This is a genomic window from Streptomyces sp. MspMP-M5 (genome assembly GCF_000373585.1).
In the GTDB taxonomy this organism is placed as follows: Bacteria; Actinomycetota; Actinomycetes; order Streptomycetales; family Streptomycetaceae; genus Streptomyces.
Genome location: NZ_KB891894.1, coordinates 48,690 through 66,593, shown reverse-complemented (window position 1 = coordinate 66,593; position 17,904 = coordinate 48,690). Strand labels below are relative to the sequence as shown.

15 protein-coding genes are annotated in these 17,904 nt (G+C 71.4%); 3 read left to right on the top strand and 12 right to left on the bottom strand.

What is annotated here, in order from left to right; translation table 11 throughout:
• Positions 1 to 44: 44 nt before the first annotated feature.
• From B073_RS0119125 to B073_RS0119115, 3 genes are all read right to left on the bottom strand, one after another.
• Complete coding sequence (locus tag B073_RS0119125) at positions 45 to 872, bottom strand: hypothetical protein (RefSeq protein ID WP_018539695.1); 828 nt, start codon at positions 870 to 872, stop codon at positions 45 to 47.
• Positions 869 to 3,391 carry a phosphoribosyltransferase gene (locus tag B073_RS0119120; RefSeq protein WP_018539694.1) on the bottom strand — a complete coding sequence of 841 codons (2,523 nt, stop codon included), beginning with the start codon at positions 3,389 to 3,391 and terminating at the stop codon, positions 869 to 871. Before B073_RS0119120 ends, B073_RS0119125 begins: the two co-directional genes overlap by 4 nt.
• Before the next feature lie 95 nt (positions 3,392 to 3,486).
• Positions 3,487 to 4,659 (bottom strand): HpcH/HpaI aldolase/citrate lyase family protein, encoded by a 1,173-nt coding sequence (locus tag B073_RS0119115; RefSeq protein ID WP_026247525.1) that lies wholly within the window; start codon positions 4,657 to 4,659, stop codon positions 3,487 to 3,489.
• Between the two features lie 206 nt (positions 4,660 to 4,865).
• On the opposite strand from B073_RS0119115, the gene B073_RS0119110 reads away from it, so the two are divergent.
• The gene (locus B073_RS0119110; RefSeq protein ID WP_018539692.1) at positions 4,866 to 5,963 is read left to right on the top strand and encodes a TerD family protein; all 1,098 of its coding nucleotides are present in this window, start codon (positions 4,866 to 4,868) and stop codon (positions 5,961 to 5,963) included.
• Between the two features lie 78 nt (positions 5,964 to 6,041).
• On the opposite strand, the gene B073_RS0119105 is transcribed toward B073_RS0119110, so the two are convergent.
• From B073_RS0119105 to B073_RS0119075, 7 genes are all read right to left on the bottom strand, one after another.
• Positions 6,042 to 6,779, bottom strand: coding sequence for a TerD family protein (locus B073_RS0119105; protein ID WP_026247524.1), 738 nt, complete (start codon positions 6,777 to 6,779; stop codon positions 6,042 to 6,044).
• A gap of 102 nt (positions 6,780 to 6,881) precedes the next feature.
• A complete protein-coding gene (locus tag B073_RS0119100) occupies positions 6,882 to 8,015 on the bottom strand; it encodes a DUF475 domain-containing protein (RefSeq protein ID WP_018539690.1) in 1,134 nt (377 codons plus the stop codon).
• A gap of 145 nt (positions 8,016 to 8,160) precedes the next feature.
• Positions 8,161 to 8,343, bottom strand: a complete 183-nt coding sequence (locus B073_RS0119095; protein ID WP_051094087.1) for a hypothetical protein — start codon at positions 8,341 to 8,343, stop codon at positions 8,161 to 8,163.
• Positions 8,344 to 8,463: 120 nt separating this feature from the next.
• Positions 8,464 to 9,039 (bottom strand): TerD family protein, encoded by a 576-nt coding sequence (locus tag B073_RS0119090; RefSeq protein WP_018539688.1) that lies wholly within the window; start codon positions 9,037 to 9,039, stop codon positions 8,464 to 8,466.
• Between the two features lie 115 nt (positions 9,040 to 9,154).
• The gene (locus B073_RS0119085) at positions 9,155 to 9,730 is read right to left on the bottom strand and encodes a TerD family protein (RefSeq protein ID WP_018539687.1); all 576 of its coding nucleotides are present in this window, start codon (positions 9,728 to 9,730) and stop codon (positions 9,155 to 9,157) included.
• Between the two features lie 175 nt (positions 9,731 to 9,905).
• On the bottom strand, positions 9,906 to 10,364 hold the full coding sequence (locus B073_RS0119080; RefSeq protein ID WP_018539686.1) for a peroxiredoxin: 459 nt from the start codon (positions 10,362 to 10,364) through the stop codon (positions 9,906 to 9,908).
• 130 nt (positions 10,365 to 10,494) lie between these two features.
• A complete protein-coding gene (locus B073_RS0119075) occupies positions 10,495 to 10,917 on the bottom strand; it encodes a DUF3052 domain-containing protein (RefSeq protein ID WP_018539685.1) in 423 nt (140 codons plus the stop codon).
• A 517-nt stretch (positions 10,918 to 11,434) separates the two neighbouring features.
• Here B073_RS0119075 and aceE point away from each other — a divergent pair.
• Positions 11,435 to 14,182, top strand: a complete 2,748-nt coding sequence (gene aceE / locus B073_RS0119070) for a pyruvate dehydrogenase (acetyl-transferring), homodimeric type (protein ID WP_018539684.1) — start codon at positions 11,435 to 11,437, stop codon at positions 14,180 to 14,182.
• Positions 14,183 to 14,280: 98 nt separating this feature from the next.
• On the opposite strand, the gene B073_RS0119065 is transcribed toward aceE, so the two are convergent.
• Complete coding sequence (locus B073_RS0119065; RefSeq protein WP_018539683.1) at positions 14,281 to 14,730, bottom strand: peptidase inhibitor family I36 protein; 450 nt, start codon at positions 14,728 to 14,730, stop codon at positions 14,281 to 14,283.
• Positions 14,731 to 15,338: 608 nt separating this feature from the next.
• A complete protein-coding gene (locus tag B073_RS0119060) occupies positions 15,339 to 16,940 on the bottom strand; it encodes an MFS transporter (RefSeq protein WP_018539682.1) in 1,602 nt (533 codons plus the stop codon).
• Between the two features lie 113 nt (positions 16,941 to 17,053).
• Between B073_RS0119060 and B073_RS0119055 the strand changes: the two genes are divergently transcribed.
• Positions 17,054 to 17,755 (top strand): TetR family transcriptional regulator, encoded by a 702-nt coding sequence (locus tag B073_RS0119055; RefSeq protein ID WP_018539681.1) that lies wholly within the window; start codon positions 17,054 to 17,056, stop codon positions 17,753 to 17,755.
• Positions 17,756 to 17,904 lie beyond the last annotated feature (149 nt).

Genomic DNA, 17,904 nt, shown 5'->3' with positions numbered 1-17,904 from the left:
GCGGACAGCCTGTTGAGCCTATTGCGGCCACCCGCGGCGTGTCATCAGGCGCGCCCCGGTGCCGTGGCGCCGTCGAGGAAGGCCCGCGTGATCACCTCGCCGGCGGCCACGCCCCGTTCGGCGAGGGCGGTGACGTGCGGGGCCCGCCAGCCGGTGTCGGCCAGTTCGCCGTGACCCGGGCGCCAGCCGCGATCGGCGGCCAGCAGCAGGTCGGTGTCGAGCAGCGAGTCGCCGGCCGCGAGGATGCCGGGGGCGCCGGTGCGGCGGGCCACCTCGGCCACCGCGGCGCTCTTGGTGAGCGGCCTGGGCACGGCGTAGATCTTGCGGCCCTGGACGGAGACCGTCCAGCCGCGCGGCTCGGCCCACGCGGCCAGGTCCTTGACCCAGGGTTCGGGCAGCAGCGACCGCTCCACGACGAGATAGGCGAAGAGGTCCTCCGCGGTGCGGGCCGAGCGCAGCCAGGCCGGGTCGGCGGTGCGGTCCAGGTGCGCCCGGATCTCGTCGAGCGGCGCGCACTGGGCGGCGAGCCGGGCGGCGACGGTGCGCTGCCAGTCCGGGTCGGACTCGCCGCGGACGAGCAGCCGGCCGCCGTTGGCGCAGACCGCGAACTCCGGTGGCGGGCCGGGCAGATGGACGCGCCGGTACTGCTCGCGGGTGCGGGTGGTGACCGGTACGAAGGTGGTGCGGCGGGCGAGTTCGGCGAGCAGGGCGGCGGCCGTCTCGGTCATGTAGGAGAGCGGGCGGCCCTCGTAGACCTCGACGCAGAGCAGCCGGGGGGCGGCCGCGTCCGGGCCGGTGAGGTGGAGCGCGGCGGCCGAGTAGATCAGGGTGCGGTCGAGGTCGCTGGCGACCAGCGGGGCGGGGGCGGTCACCGGGAGGCCACCGCCTTGCCGTCGGCGCCGGTGGCCCCGCGGGTGAAGCGGGGGTGGATCAACCCGACGCAGGTGTAGGGGAGTTCGTCGACCTCCTCGACGGGCACGCCGCGCTGCCCGGCCAGCAGGCGGACGTGGTCGAGGTCGCGGCCGGCGCCGCGCCGGGCGAGGATCCGCCAGGGGACCCGGCGCAGCAGGACCCGGGTGGTCTCGCCGACGCCGGGTTTGACGAGGTTGATGTCGTGGATGCCGTACTCCGCGCTGATCCGCTCGACGGCGGCCCAGCCGGCCCAGGTCGGGGTGCGGTCGGCGGCGGCCAGGTCCCGGGCGTCGGCGGCGACCGCGTCGGCGACCTCGGCGAAGCGTGCGGTGACGGTGTCCAGGAACTCCGCCGAGAGGTCGGCGCCGGCCAGTTCGCGGTAGAACTTGGCGCCGTGGAAGTCGTCCGGGCCGACCAGGTCGGCGCGGAGGACGGTGCGCGAGACCAGCCCGGAGACGGTGGAGTTCAGGCAGGCGGACGGGATGAGGAAGTCGTCGCGGGTGCCGTAGGTCTCGACGCAGCCGCCGGGGTCGGCGAGCACCGCGATCCGCGGGTCGAAGCCGGGACAGTCGGCGAAGCCGGGATGTTCGGTGAAGTCGGCGAGGGCGCCGGCGAGTTCGCGGGTGATGGCGCCCTTGCCCGTCCAGCCGTCGACGAAGACCACGTCCGCGGGGTCGTGGTGGGCGGCGAGCCAGCGCAGTGCGGTGGTGTCGATGCCGCGGCCGCGGACGATGGAGACGGCGTAGTGCGGCAGGTCCAGGCCGCGGGTGTGCGCGGCCCAGCGGCGCATGAGGATGCCGACGGGGGTGCCGGCCCGGGCGAGCGAGACCAGAACGGGGCGCGGGCCGCGTTCGGCGAGGACGGTCTCGGTGACCGCGCCGACGGCGCGGGCGATCCGGCCGGCGGAGGTGCGCAGCGCGGCGTGGAACAGCTCCTGGTACTCCTCGCTGGGCTGGTACTCGACCGGCAGCGACTCGGCGTAGTGGGCGCCGCCCTGTTGGATCGCCTCCTCACGCTCCTCGGTGGGCGCCTCCAGGGTGACGCCGGACAGGTCCTGGAGCAGCCAGCCGACCTCGTCGGGGGCGTAGGAGGAGAACGCCGGGCCGCGCAGCGGGCCTGGGAGCGAGTCGCGCAGCGGGCCGGGGAGCGCGCCGCGCGGGGTGTGGGCGGGGACGACGGCCAGCAGCAGCCGGTCGGTGTGGTCGGCGAGCCGGTCCAGGAGGCCGCCGGGGGCGTGGAGTTCGGGCCGGTCGCCGGCGGAGTCGACGACGGCCACGACCGCGTCGAAGCGGCGCTCGGGGTCGCTGCCGGGGGCGACGTTGTAGGCGTAGCGCTCCCCCGGGCCGTCGGCCGGGCGGTCGTGGGCGGGGAACGCCAGACGGGTGCGGATGGCGTAGCCGGGGTCGTCGACGGCGAGCACCGGCGAGCGGGTGGTGGTCGAGAAGTGCACGGTCGCGCCGGTCCCGGCGAGGTGCGCGTCCAGGGCTCCGGCCAGCCGCAGCGGGGCGTACATCAGCTCCTCGTTGCCGAGGACGAGGATGCGGCGGGCGGCGCCGAGGGGGCCGGCGATCCGGGCGGCCATGGCGGGCAGGTGCTCCTCCAGGCGCGCGCGGTGGGCGGGGGTGAAGCCGTGCCGTCCGCCGTCGGGCAGGCCGGCGGGCCAGCCGAGGTCGACGCGGAGCGCCTCGGGGCGCCGGGCCGCGCCGCGCTCGGGGGGCGCGGGCGGCTCCTCGTGGGCGGCGACCAGCTCCCGGCCGCGCTCCAGGACGTCGGCGGGCAGCTCGACGCCGCCGCCGGCCAGGGCCACCACGTCGACCCGGGCGCCCAGTTCGGCGGCGAACTCCGCCAGCCGATCCCGGTCCGCGGCGGAGCGCATGTCCACCAGGGCGACGATGACGTAGCGCTGCCGCGGGTAGCGGGCGTGCAGCGCGGAGATGGTATTCAGCACCGTCCGCCCGGTGGAGAACTCGTCGTCGACGAGGACCAGGGGGCCGTCGCCGGCGAGCAGGGCGCGGTCCTCGGGGAGCAGCAGATGCGAGGTGGCGTGGCTGTGCTCCTCCTCGAAGCCGGCGGCGTGCGGCACGCCGGGGACCGGCCGGCGGGTGGAGTGCAGATACGGCGCGAGGGCCAGTCCGTCGGCGACCGAGTGGCCCAGTGCGGTGGCGGTCTCGGCGTAACCGAGGACGACGGCGCGGGCGGCGTCGGCGTCGCCGAGCAGGGCGCGCACCCGGCGGCCCAGTCCGGCGCCGGCGCCGTGCACCACGTCGGGGCGCTGCGGTATGTGCTTGCCGAGGACGTGGGAGACGAGCAGGTGGGCGCGCCTGGGGTTGCGCCGCAGCGCCAGCCCGAGCAGCTGCGGCAGCTCGTCCCCGCCGGTCAGCGCGACCCCGAGCCGTCGGGCGACCCACTCTCCCGTCCACACCACGTGCCGTGTCTCCTGCGTCGCCGTGTCCATGCCGTCGTCCATGCCGTCGTTCATGCCGTCGCTCTTGCCGTCATCTGTGCCGTCATCTGTGCCGTCGTCCGTGTCTGCCGTGTGGTCGCCGTCGTCGTCATCCGTGCTCTCCGTGGTGCTCAGGCCGGCTGGACGCTCGCGGTCAGCAGCTCCACGAAGCCGACGTCCGCGCGGGCCACCCCGAACACCTCGGCGCGCAGCAGCGTCCGCTCGGCCCAGGCGCGGTGCGGCTTCACCTCGTTCATCTTGTTGGTGTACGAGGAGCGCAGCACCCCGCCGTCGCCGCGCTCGGGGCGCAGGATGTCGGTGGCGTCGCTGTATTCCTCGTGGCTGACGACCGACAGGGCGTGCACCGGGGCGACGTGCGAGGGGTGGATGCAGGTCTTGCCGGTCAGGCCGTTGGCGCGGTCCAGTTCGATCTCGCGCAGCAGGCCGTCCATGTCGTGCTCGATCAGGCTGGTGCGCAGCTCCTCGGCCCGGCCCAGGAACGGGCTGCGGCGCAGCTGCGGCTTGAACATCCGCTCGTGCAGCCGGAAGTACTCCCACACCGGACCGGTGACCGTGAAGCCGCTGCCGTCCGCGCGGCCGAGGACGTTGACGACGTCGGCGATCACGGAGGCGACGAGCTGGACGTCGTACGCGGTCATGTCGGGGGCGCGGCGCAGGCCGTAGGCGGAGCAGAAGTCGGTGACGCCGAGGCGCAGGGCGAGCACCCGGTCGCGGTGGTGGTCGACGGTGCGGGCGATGCCCTCCAGGGTCGCGGCGCGGCTCTCCAGATGCAGCAGCTGCGGGGACTCCAGCACCGGCATGGCGAACAGCCGCCGCCCGCAGGCGGATTCGGCGGCGGCCAGCGCCGCCAGGAAAGGCGCGCCGCGCTCCGCCGTGAACTTGGGAAGTACGAATCCGGACAGCCTGCGCACGGCCTGCCCCAGGCGCCCCACCAGGTCCGGTATCTGGGCCGGTTCGCGGACCCGGACGAAGAGCAGCGGAAGGTCCTCACCGCGGTCGGCGGTCGCGTCGAGCAGGGCGAACTGCCGGACGAGGTTCTCCTCGCCGGCCGCGACGTCGCCGTCGCCGATGGAGTCCTCCAGGCACAGCACCATGGACGTGACGCCGCGGGCGGCCTGCTTGCGGACGTCGGCGGCGAGCCGGGGGCGGGTGGCGGGGCTGTAGAGCGTGGCACCGAGGGCGACGGCGAGCATGCGGGCCGGGGAGTCGGCGGTGAACTCCACCGGCTCCTTGTGGAACAGAGCCTTCCGGATATCTGGCGCAAGATGCCCAAAGTGCCGCATACAACTCCCCGTATAAAAGCGGGACCCGGGCCCCCCGCTGCGTCTCGCTGTCTGAATCCAGCCGGTAATCGTACGTGCGTGGGGGTGCCGAAAGTTCCCGGCCGCGGGAAAATCTCGCCACCCCCGGGTGGCCGCCGGATGACCGGGAAGCGCCGTGCCCGGCCCCCGCGTTGTGGCCGCCACCAGAGGGAAGGCAGGATTGCGGCATGACGCACGCGATGCTGAAAGGGTCGAACGTACCCCTCGACGCCACGGCAGTCCGGGCCGTCCTGCGCTGGACGCCGGGCGCCGGCGTCCCCGACGTCGACGCCTCGGCCCTGCTGGTGGGGCCGGACGGACGCGTGCGCTCCGACGAGGACTTCGTCTTCTACAACCAGCCGCGGCACCCCGGCGGCCTGGTCCGGCACCTGCCCAAGGCCCAGCTGCGCGACGCGCTGACCGACACCATCGAGGCGGAGCTGACGGCGCTGGAACCCTCGGTGGCGCGGGTGGTGCTCGCCGCCTCCTCGGACGGCGGCCCGTTCGCCGGGGTGACGGACCTGCGGGTGCTGGTGTACGACGCGGCGGCGCCGGACGGCGAGCCGCTGGCGTTCTTCGACGTGGTGCCCGAGACGGGCGAGGAGACCGCGCTGATCTGCGGGGAGCTCTACCGCCGCGGCGACAGCTGGAAGTTCCGGGCGCTGGGCCAGGGCTACGAGAGCGGACTGGTCGGCCTGGCCACGGAGTTCGGCATCTCGGTGGAGGAGAACGACCCGGCCGGCGGCCGGCCGGCTCCCGTGGCGGCCGGCGCGGCGCCGCCGGCCGCGGACTCCCCGTCCCCGGAGGCGTCCGCCGCGGAAGCGGGCGCCGAGGACCCCACCACGGCCGTGCCGCGGCCCGCGGACGGCGCCCCGTCCGGCCCGGTCTCCCCGCCGCCCGGCGCCTGGCCCGAGGAGGCCACCGCGCCGCCCGCAGGCGGCCCGCAGTCGGACCCGGAAGCCGTCACCCAGCACGTGCCCGACCGGATGCCGGAACCCTTCTCCGCCGCGCCGCTGCCCCCCGCGCCCACCGGCGGCTACGGCTACCCGGCCGACGTCCCGCCCCCGCCGGCCCAGCCGCCCGCCCAGCCGGCCTACGGCTACCCGGGACCGCCCGCGCAGCAGCCCCTCTACCCGCCGCAGCAGCCGCCCGCCTACGGCTATCCGCAGCAGCCGCAGACGTTCGCCCCCACGTACGGCTACCCGGTGCCGCCGCAGCCGCAGCCGTTCGTGCCCGATCCGTCGTTCGTCCTGCCGCCCCAGGGGCCGCAGTTCCAGCGGCGCTGACGCCCGGACGCGAACGGCCGGGGCGCGGGAGCCGCACAGCCGCCTCCGCGCCCCGGCCGCACCGGGTCCGCACTCATCTCAGACCTTCGACTTGTACCCCCGGCCCCACTGGAGCCCCCAGCCGTAGAGCCGGTCCAGCTCGGCCTGGAAGCCGTAGACGTACTTCACCTCGCGCCGCACCGACAGGCCGTCCTTGCCGTTCTCCAGCATGAAGACGGCACAGGAACGGGCCTGCGGCGCCCGCTCGTCCAGCTTGACCTCGACCCGCGGCCCGGTGCTCGGGTAGAGCGTCACCACCGCGTGCGTGCGGGCGAACGCCGGGGTCCCGTCGTAGATGTAGACGAAGATCAGCAGCCGCTTGATCTCGTCGCGATGGTCGAGGTTGACGTACAGCGTCTCGCCGGAGCCCGAGCCGAACCGGTCGTCGCCGCTGAGCTTGACGAACGGCGGGCCGTTGAGGTCGCCGAGGAAGTCGCCCAGCGGCTGCACCACGCCCTTGGTGCCGTCCTGGAGCTCGTACAGACAGGCCAGGTCCAGGTCGACGTTGACCACGGCCGGGCCCTGGGCCTGCACGATCTCGGGCCTGAACAGCCTGCCCGGATTCCGCAGCAGGCTCGCCGGGCGCTGCCCGCCCCGCTCGCCGAAGTCCGAAGTACGCATCTGCCAGCTCAGATTGACCCGCAGATGCCCGTTGGCCGCCCCCTGCTTCGTCAGCGAGACGACCGGATTCCGCTTCGTCAGCTCGACGACGTACGACGCGCCACCGCCGTCGAACTTCGGCGCGTTGCCGCGCCACAGGTTCTCCAGGAACGACACCTTGCCCACCCCATGTCCTCGCCCGTAAACCACCTGCGGGGCGGTCCATGGGTGTGTCCCCCGTGGCCGCCCCGCAGAAAGCGTTCCTCAATAAGAGGCCCGTCACACTCCGGACGTCACTTCCGACTGTGCCGACGGCTCCGCGCCGGGCTTGCCCTCGCGCCGGTTGCGCAGCACCGACGAGCCGAAGGAGAGCGCGATCAGCACGATGCCGATCAGGCCGGTGACGACCTCGCTGATCTCGTAGCGGATCGTGGCGAGCAGGATGACGCCCAGCGCGCCGATGGCGTAGTGCGCGCCGTGCTCCAGGTAGACGTAGTCGTCCAGGGTGCCCTTGCGGACCAGGAAGACCGTCAGCGAGCGGATGTACATCGCGCCGATGCCCAGACCCAGGGCCATCGCGAAGATGTCGTTGGTGATGGCGAACGCGCCGATCACCCCGTCGAAGGAGAACGAGGCGTCGATGACCTCCAGGTAGAGGAACATGAAGAACGCCGCCTTGCCGGCCAGCCCCGCCACGGAGCCCGCCTCGGCGCCCTTCTTCTCCACCGCGCCCGCCTCGGCGCCGTCCTCGGCCTCGTCGTCCTCCAGGCGGCCCTCGAAGTAGCCGGAGATCCCGCCGACGACGAGATAGGTGATCAGGCCCGCGATACCGGACAGCAGGACCGTGGTGGTCTTGTCGCCGCCGCCGTGCGCGGCGTGCGGCGCCACCGTCATGGCGCTGACCAGCAGGACGACCAGCGCCACGATGACGGAGAGGGTGTCGAGCTTGCCGATCCGGGCGAGCGGCTTCTCGATCCACGACAGCCACTTGTAGTCGTGGTCTTCGAAGATGAAGTCGAGGAAGATCATCAGCAGGAAGATGCCGCCGAAGGCCGCGATGGCCGGGTGGGCGCTGGTGACCAGCGCCTCGTAGTGCGCCTTGTCGTTGATGGCGAGCTGGACCGCCTCGATCGGCCCCATCTTCGCGGTGATCGCGACGATGACGACGGGGAAGACCAGCCGCATGCCGAATACCGCGACGAGGATGCCGACAGTGAGGAAGATCTTCTGCCAGAAGGCGTTCATCTTGCGCAGGATGCCCGCGTTGATGACCGCGTTGTCGAAGGACAGCGAGATCTCCAGGATGGACAGGATCCCGACGATCGCGAGCCCCTGCCACCCCCAGAGGACGCCGGCCAGGCCGAGGCCGAGCACCGTGATGGCGAACGACCAGCCAAAGGTTTTCAGGAGCACTGCCTACCCAATCCCTCGCTGTGTGGGTCCCCCGCGCGCAGTGCGCGGCGCTTTGCTAAACGTTGACCCGAAGTGTAGAGCGCATCCTCCCCGGGCGGGCCGGTCGGCCCCGGCCCGCCCGGAGAGTCGCAGGTGAGGCCGGTCGTCAGCTCCGCCGCCGCGCCCCCTCGAAGATCACGAGGAACGGCGAGACATAACCGGACGCCTCGACGGGCGTGGCCCGGCCGGCCACGACGAGCACGACACCGGCGGCCAGCGCCGCGCAGTACATGAGGGCCTGACTCGCCGAGGCCAGCCAACTGGTCGGACAGCGTGATTGCCTGGGCATAATGAGCGCACTCCCGTCCTTCGAGGGCGGCGGGCTCAGGAAGGCCACCTGCCTCGTTTCCAGGCGCAGCGGGTGGCCTTCCGTCTTCCTTGCCGCCAACCACGCTGTGTACGTGGCTGTTTACGAAACGTTGACCCCGAAGTCTAGAGCGATACCGCGCAGTCCCGACGCGTACCCCTGCCCCACGGCCCGGAACTTCCACTCGCCGTTGCGGCGGTAGACCTCGCCGAAGATCATCGCCGTTTCGCCGGCGGCGTCCTCGCTGAGGTCGTAGCGGGCCAGTTCGCTGCCGTCGGCCTGATTGACGATCCGGATGAAGGCGTTGCCGACCTGGCCGAAGCTCTGGCCGCGCAGATCGGCCTCATGGATGGAGACCGGGAAGACGATGGCCTCCACCTCCTCGGGCACCTGCGTGAGGTCGACCAGGATCGTCTCGTCGTCGCCCTCTCCCTCACCGGTGAGGTTGTCACCGGTGTGCTCGACCGAGCCCTCGGGGCTCTTGAGGTTGTTGTAGAAGACGAAGTACTCGTCCCCCAGCACCCGGCCCGACCGGCACAGCAGCGCGCTGGCGTCGAGGTCGAAGGGTGCTCCCGTGGTGGACCGCGCGTCCCAGCCGAGGCCGACCGTGATCTGGGTGAGATGCGGCGCGGCCTTGGACAGGGAGACGTTGCCCCCCTTGGCGAGTGTGACGCCCATGGTGTTCGTATTCCTCCCCGGTGTCGGTGCGGGACGCCTCGCGCGCCCCGGAAACGCGCCCGGCGCCGCACTCCCCGGACGGGGCGTACGGCGCCGGGGCGCGGTCGCCGTGCGGTCAGACGTTGACCCCGAAGTCCTGCGCGATACCGCGCAGGCCCGAGGCGTAGCCCTGGCCGATGGCGCGGAACTTCCACTCCGCGCCGTTGCGGTACAGCTCGCCGAAGACCATGGCGGTCTCGGTCGAGGCGTCCTCGCTGAGGTCGTAGCGCGCCAGCTCCGTGCCGTCGGCCTGGTTGACCACGCGGATGTAGGCGTTGCGGACCTGGCCGAAGCTCTGCTGGCGGGTCTCGGCGTCGTAGATCGACACCGGGAACACGATCTTGTGGACGTCGGCGGGGACACCGGCGAGGTTCACCTTGATGGCCTCGTCGTCGCCCTCGCCCTCACCGGTGAGGTTGTCGCCGGTGTGCTCCACCGAACCGCAGGGGCTCTTGAGGTTGTTGAAGAACACGAAGTTCTGGTCGTTGGCGACCTTGCCCTGGTCGTTCGTCAGCAGGGCGCTGGCGTCCAGGTCGAAGTCCGTACCGGTGGTGGTGCGGGCGTCCCAGCCCAGACCGACGAGGACGGCGGTCAGGTTGGGGGCTTCCTTCGTCAGCGAGACGTTGCCGCCCTTGCTGAGGCTGACTCCCACGAGTCCTCCCGTAGATTCGAGGGGTACGTCAAGATCTGCGCCCCCATCGTGCATGGCATCGGATCAACGATTTGATCCTAGTGACCGGTTCCCGCCGCATGCAGATATCGCACACGGATCCCGTCGGATGTCCGATCGGCCGCCGCGCACGCCGCGACCGGAGGGGGCAGCGGGATCAGAGGGCTTCGAGCGCCTTGACGTAGTCGTTGAGGTCGCGGGCGTCGGGCAGGCCGTTGACGACCGTCCAGCGCACCACGCCCTCCTTGTCGATGACGAAGGTGCCGCGGACCGCGCAGCCCTTCTCCTCGTCGAAGACGCCGTACGCCCGGGAGACCTCGCCGTGCGGCCAGAAGTCCGACAGCAGCGGGTACTCCAGGCCCTCCTGCTCGGCGAAGACCCGCAGCGAGAACGGCGAGTCGTTGGAGACCGCGAGCAGCTGCACGTCGTCGTTGACGAACTTCGGCAGCTCGTCGCGGAGGGCGCAGAGCTCACCGGTGCACACGCCGGTGAAGGCGAAGGGATAGAAGAGCACCACGACGTTCTTCTCGCCGCGGAAGTCGGAGAGCTTCACCAGCTCGCCGTGCTGGTTCTTCAGCTCGAAATCCGGAGCCTTGGTGCCGACCTCGATCGCCATGGGACTGGGTCCTTCCGCGTCACTCTCAACTGGACGCGACCACCCTACGCGCCCGCGCCTCAACTGCGCCGAGCCCCTCCCGGAGCGGATCCGGGAGGGGCTCGGCGAGGACGTGAGGTGGCGCGGCCGGTCAGCGCTTGGGCGAGATCAGCCGGCTGCCGGTCCAGTCCTTGCCTGCGTTGATGCTCCGGGTCTGGGACAGACCCGCGGTCTGTGCGGCCTCGTTGATGTCGCTCGGCTCGATGTAGCCGTCGCGGCCCGTCTTGGGCGTCAGCAGCCAGATCTGGCCGCCTTCGTCGATCAGACCGATGGCGTCCACCAGCGCGTCCGTGAGATCACCGTCGTCGTCTCGGAACCACAGGACGACGACATCGGCGACGTCGTCGTAGTCCTCGTCCTCGAGTTCCTGGCCGATGATGGCCTCGATGCCTTCGCGGAGCTCCTGCTCGACGTCGTCGTCGTAGCCGATCTCCTGGACCACCTGTCCGGGCTCGAACCCCAGCTTGGTCGCAGGGTTGGTCCGCTCCTCCGCGTGGTCCGCGGTCGCGCTCACGGATTGCCTCCTGTCATGTTTCGGAAAGTACTCGGGGACTCCGCGCGTGCGCGGAGCATTGGGCGTAGTCCACACGTGACGGGCGGATCGCGCAAGTACCCGGCGATCGAGACCGCCGAAACGGTGACGATCGACGGGCCTGCCACTGCGGCCCGGCCCCCACCAGGACACCATGAAGTGATACCCACCACAGCATTGTGCCGGGTATATGGGGTACCCGGGAAGGAATGGCCCCCGCGCAGGGTATCGGAGCGTCCCGCCCGTACCGCCGGGCAAGGCCCGGCCGCACACGGGCCCCTTTCGAGATGGGCGTATGGTTGCGATTTGGCCGACCACAGGAATCGGCCCTTTCCGCGCCCTCTCTCAGCGGGTGGTTACCCATCGGTAGAGGTGACGTATCCCGGTGGCTCGGTACACGATGGAAGACGGCGCGACACAAGGCACAGACAGCATTCGTCCCCGTGCACGGCGGCAGCAGCAGGCAGAGCACGACACGAACCGAACACGAAGGAACAGCGTGGCTTCCGGATCCGATCGAAACCCGATCATCATTGGCGGCCTTCCCAGCCAGGTCCCGGACTTCGATCCCGAAGAGACCCAGGAATGGCTCGACTCGCTCGACGCGGCCGTCGACGAGCGAGGCCGGGAACGTGCCCGCTACCTCATGCTCCGCCTGATCGAGCGCGCCCGCGAACGGCGTGTGGCCGTGCCCGAGATGCGCAGCACGGACTACGTCAACACCATCGCGACCAAGGACGAGCCGTTCTTCCCCGGCAACGAGGAGATCGAGCGCAAGGTCCTCAACGCGACCCGGTGGAACGCCGCCGTCATGGTCTCCCGCGCCCAGCGCCCGGGCATCGGCGTCGGCGGCCACATCGCCACCTTCGCCTCCTCCGCCTCGCTGTACGACGTGGGCTTCAACCACTTCTTCCGCGGCAAGGACGAGGGCGACGGCGGCGACCAGGTCTTCTTCCAGGGCCACGCCTCCCCCGGCATCTACGCCCGCGCGTACCTCCTGGACCGGCTCTCCGAGGGCCAGCTGGACGCCTTCCGCCAGGAGAAGTCCAAGGCCCCCGAGGGCCTCTCCAGCTACCCGCACCCGCGGCTGATGCCGGACTTCTGGGAGTTCCCGACCGTCTCGATGGGCCTCGGCCCGCTCGGCGCGATCTACCAGGCGCGGATGAACCGCTACATGGAGGCCCGCGGCATCGCCGACACCTCCAAGTCGCATGTCTGGGCGTTCCTCGGCGACGGCGAGATGGACGAACCGGAGTCGCTCGGCCAGCTGTCCATCGCCGCGCGCGAGGGCCTGGACAACCTGACCTTCGTCGTGAACTGCAACCTCCAGCGCCTGGACGGCCCGGTCCGCGGCAACGGCAAGATCATGCAGGAGCTGGAGTCGCAGTTCCGCGGCGCCGGCTGGAACGTCATCAAGCTGGTGTGGGACCGCAGCTGGGACCCGCTGCTGGCGCAGGACCGCGACGGCATCCTGGTCAACAAGCTCAACACCACCCCCGACGGGCAGTTCCAGACCTACGCCACCGAGACCGGCGCGTACATCCGCGAGCACTTCTTCGGTGACGACCACCGACTGCGCGCGATGGTCGAGAACATGACCGACGACCAGATCCTGCACCTGGGTCGCGGCGGCCACGACCACCGGAAGATCTTCGCGGCGTACGCGGCGGCCAAGGCCCACAAGGGCCAGCCGACCGTGATCCTGGCCCAGACGGTCAAGGGCTGGACGCTCGGCCCCAACTTCGAGGGCCGCAACGCCACGCACCAGATGAAGAAGCTGACGGTCGAGGACCTCAAGCGCTTCCGCGACCGGCTGCACCTGCCCATCCCGGACAAGGACCTGGAGGACGGCCTCCCGCCGTACTACCACCCGGGCCGCAAGTCCGAGGAGATCCAGTACATGCACGACCGCCGCCAGGGTCTGGGCGGCTATGTGCCGACGCGTGTCGTGCGTGCCAAGCCGCTCGCACTGCCGGGCGACAAGGCGTACGCCACCGCCAAGAAGGGCTCCGGCCAGCAGAAGATCGCCACGACCATGGCGTTCGTCCGCATCCTGAAGGACCTGATGCGGGACAAGGAGATCGGCAAGCGCTTCGTGCCGATCGCCCCGGACGAGTACCGCACCTTCGGCATGGACGCGTTCTTCCCGTCGGCGAAGATCTACAACCCGCTGGGGCAGAGCTACGAGTCGGTGGACCGCGAGCTGCTGCTGGCGTACAAGGAGTCGCCGACCGGCCAGATGCTGCACGACGGCATCACCGAGGCCGGCTGCACCGCGTCGCTGATCGCGGCGGGCTCGGCGTACGCCACCCACGGCGAGCCGCTGATCCCGGTCTATGTCTTCTACTCGATGTTCGGCTTCCAGCGGACCGGCGACCAGTTCTGGCAGATGGCCGACCAGCTCTCGCGCGGCTTCGTGCTCGGCGCGACCGCCGGCCGTACCACCCTGACCGGTGAGGGCCTGCAGCACGCCGATGGCCACTCCCAGCTGCTGGCCTCGACCAACCCGGCCTGTGTCGCCTACGACCCGGCCTACGGCTACGAGATCGCGCACATCGTCAAGGACGGTCTGCGGCGGATGTACGGCGAGACCGCCGACGGCAAGCCGGGCGAGGACGTCTTCTACTACCTGACCGTCTACAACGAGCCGATCGTGCACCCCGCGGAGCCGGCGGACGTCGACGTCGAGGGCATCCTCAAGGGTCTGCACCGGATCACGCCCGGCGAGAAGGGCGAGCACCGGGCCCAGATCCTCGCCTCGGGCGTCGCGGTGCCGTGGGCCGTCGAGGCCCAGCGGATCCTCGCGGACGAGTGGAACGTCAAGGCCGACGTCTGGTCGGCGACCTCCTGGAACGAGCTGCGCCGCGAGGCCGTGGAGACCGAGGAGCACAACCTGCTCCACCCGGAGGAGGAGCAGCGCGTCCCGTACGTGACGCGGAAGCTCCAGGGTGCCGAGGGCCCGAAGGTCGCGGTCTCGGACTGGATGCGGTCCGTCCCGGACCAGATCGCGCGCTGGGTGCCGGGCACCTACCAGTCGCTGGGCGCCGACGGCTTCGGCTTCGCGGACACCCGCGGCGCCGCCCGCCGCTTCTTCCACATCGACGCCCAGTCGATCGTGCTCGCCGTCCTCACCGAGCTGGCCAAGGAGGGCAAGGTCGACCGCTCGCTGCTCAAGCAGGCCATCGACCGCTACCAGCTCCTGGACGTGACGGCCGCCGACGCGGGTGAGGCCGGCGGCGACGCCTGACCTCTCCGCGGCCGTCCGCCGCACCGTCTCCCCCGCGCCCCCCGACCGGCGAAGCCCGCCGGTCGGGGGGCGCGGTGCGTCCACCGCGGGCCGTCCGCTCAGTGCTCCCACAGCTTGAACGCCCTTACCTGATACGGGGAACGGGGCACCCAGCTGCCGCCGCCCGGGTAGGTGTCGAACTCGCCGGTCTCGGCGCAGACGGCGCTCTGGTAGGTGGTGACCGGGCGGCCGGTGCGGTTGGCGAGCGAGGCGGCGGTCATTCCCTTGGGGAGGGTCACACAGCTCTCCAGGTCGGTGCCGGACAGTTCGTAGGTCTGCCGGCGGCCGCCGAAGTCCGTCCGCGGCCAGAGGCACAGCTGGCCGGCCGAGCAGTCGCCGGAGGCGGCCGGGGCGCGGCCTCCGGTGGCCGCGCGGGCGGCCGGGGCGCCGAGGGCGGACGGTGTGACCAACGCCGTGGCCAGGGCGGCGAGTCCGGTGGCCAGTGCGGCCCCTCGGAAAGCCCGGGAGGTGCGGCAGGTGCGGGTCGGGTGGTTGGTGCGGATACGCATAGGAGTCTCTCCCCCGTGTCGTGCCGTGGCGGGCCGCGCGGCGGGCGCGGGCCTCGGCGGTCGTGTCCGCGGCGGGTGGGTGCCCGCGGCGGGTTCGGGTTCGAGCGTGCGGCGGAGCGAGTGCCTCCGCCAAGCCCCCGGCGGCTCCTCCACCCGGATCGGGGATGGGGACGGATCCGCAGGTCGTGAGTGGGTGGCGGGTACGCGGAGTTGACGTGCCGGGCGCGACGGCGGGCGATTTGCGGAAACCGTTCTTCGCGTGCGGGGAAGGGGAGTTGGGCCGGCCTCCCGTCCAGGAGGACGACAGCCTGCGGTCCGGTTCCCGGTCGGCGTTACCCGGATGAGGGATAGCGTGCCGAAAGGAGAGGCCAACTGCCGCTTGGGGTACGGCGGTTGCCGGTGCGGGGTGCGGCGGAGCGGGGGTTGACGGCCGCGAACGGCTGCGGACGGCTGCGGACGGCTGCGGGGCCCGGTCTCGCGCCCCCGTCGCGGGAACGGAGCCGGGCCCGTACGCGCGACGGCGCGCGACCGGCCGAGGGGGTGGTTCGGCCGGTCGCGCGCCGCTGGGACGGGCCGGTGGATGCCGCGGAACTGCCGTGCGGCGGCGGTCAGATGTGGCCGACGCCGGCGCCCGCCTCGGCGTTCGCCCCGCGCTTGGTGAAGAGCGCGACGACGGCGGCGAGCACCGCCACTCCGCAGGCGACCGAGAAGGCCAGACCCATGCCGGAGACGAAGGTGTCGTGGGCGACGGTGGTGATCTTCTGGGCGAACTCCGGCGGAGTTCCCTTCGGCACCGGCGCGATGCCCGCCGAGACGGCGTCGGACGCCTGGGACAGCTGTGCGGGCTGCAGCGGAGGCAGGCCGGCGCCCTGCCAGTTGCCCGGGAGGTCCTTGTCGACGCGGGAGGCCATCACCGCGCCGAGCACGGCGGTGCCGAGGCTGCCGCCGACCTGCATCGCGGCCTGCTGGAGACCGCCGGCGACACCGGAGAGCTCCAGCGGGGCGTTGCCCACGATGACCTCGGTGGCGCCGACCATGACGGGCGCGAGGCCCAGGCCGAGCAGGGCGAACCAGACGGACATCGGGCCGGTGGTGCTGCCGGCGTCCAGCCCGGACATGCCGTACATCGCGACGGCGGTGACGACCATGCCGCCGACCAGCGGGATGCGCGGGCCGAACTTGGTGATCAGCGCGCCGGCCAGCGGCGAACCGACGATCATCATGCCGGTCAGCGGGAGCAGGTGCAGTCCGCTGTCGACGGGGGACATGCCGTGGACGTTCTGGAGGTAGAACGTCACGAAGAACAGGCCGCCCATGAAGGCGAAGGCCATCAGTACCATCAGGACCGTGCCGGCGGTCAGCGGCACCGAGCGGAACATCCGCAGCGGGATGAGCGGCTCGCGCACCTTGGTCTCCAGGACGGCGAAGAGCCCGAAGAGGACGACCGCGCCGATCAGGAAGCCCCAGGTCGTCATGGAGCCCCAGCCCCACTCCGACGCCTTGATCAGCGGCCAGATGAGGCAGAACATCGCGCCGGACAGCAGCGCGATACCGGGGATGTCGAAGGAGCGGGGGGCGTTCTGCGCACGGTGGTCCTTGAGGATCACCAGGCCGAGGGCGAGGGCCAGCACGCCGACCGGCACGTTGATGAAGAACACGGACTGCCAGCTGACGTGCTCGACCAGCAGTCCGCCGACTATCGGGCCGCCGGCGGTGGAGGCGCCGATGACCATGCCCCAGATGCCGATGGCCATGTTCAGCTTCTCGGCGGGGAAGGTGGCGCGCAGCAGGCCGAGCGCGGCGGGCATCAGCAGCGCGCCGAACAGGCCCTGCAGCACGCGGAAGAAGATGACCAGCGCGACCTGGCTGGAGAAGCCGATGGCGGCGGAGGCGGCGGCGAAGCCGAGGATGCCGATGAGGAACGTCTGGCGGTGGCCGAAGCGGTCACCGAGCTTGCCGGCCGTGATCAGCGAGACGGCCAGGGCGAGCATGTAGCCGTTGGTGATCCACTGCACGTCCGCGAGGGACGCGCCCAGATCGTCCTTGATGGCCGGGTTGGCGATGGCGACGATCGTGCCGTCGAGCGCCACCATCATCACGCCGATGGCGACGGAGAAGAGAGTTAGCCACGGATGGCCCCGCAGCCCCTTGCGAGGCTCCGGTACGGGAAGTTCCGGTGCGACGTCGGCGACCGGGGTCTGAGAGCTCATGATTCGAGGCTAATGTCAGCCACTGACAGTTGACAAAACAATTCATGAGTCGGTAACTGTCATTTAGCTCACAGGTATCCTGAGCAGCGAGAACCAGGGAAAGGCGGCGCAGGATGGCGGGCTTGACGCCGCAGACGGCTCCCACCGGCGGGCTGCGCGAACGCAAGAAGCAGCGCACCCGCGACGCCCTCATCCGGGCGGCACTGGAGCTCTTCACCGAGCACGGCTACGAGACGACGACGGTCGACGAGATCGCCGAGGCCGTGGACGTCTCCCAGCGGACGTTCTTCCGGTACTTCGCCAACAAGCAGGAAGTGGCCTTCGCCGTCCAGGACATGGTGGAGGCGCGGTTCCTGGAGGAGCTGCGCGCCCGGCCGGCGGCAGAGCCGCCGCTGACCGCCCTGCGCCGCGCCGTGATGGCGGCCTGGGACGAGATCGGCAGCGCCCTCGCGTCGGTGATCCCGGTGGATCTCCACATGCGCACGTTCCAGATGATCGAGTCGACCCCGGCGCTGGTCGCCGCGCATCTGCGGCGGTCCACCGAACTGGAGGAGCAGATCGCGCAGTTGATCGCCCGGCGCGAGGGGCTGGACGTGGACGCCGATCCGCGGCCTCGGGTCCTGGTGGCGGCGTTCAGCGGGGTGCTGCGGGTGGCCGGGAAGGTGTGGGGCGAGGGGCAGGACTGCAGCGTGGAGGCGATCCGCGAGTTGACGGAGTCGTACCTGGATCACATCGGGCCGGCGATCGAGATGGACCGACGGGCGGACCGGAACCCTCGCACCTGCGGGCACGAACACGCCCGTGACCAGCGGTAACTGCCCTCGTCCGGTGGGTGATCGGTTCACCTCTCAACGAGACCGGATCCGCACGGACGAGCACGGAGCGTCAATACGTTCTGCCCGATTTAGCCCAAATACCCTCCACAAAACGTGAGATGCCTCACGAGGGTCCACGGGCACCCTGT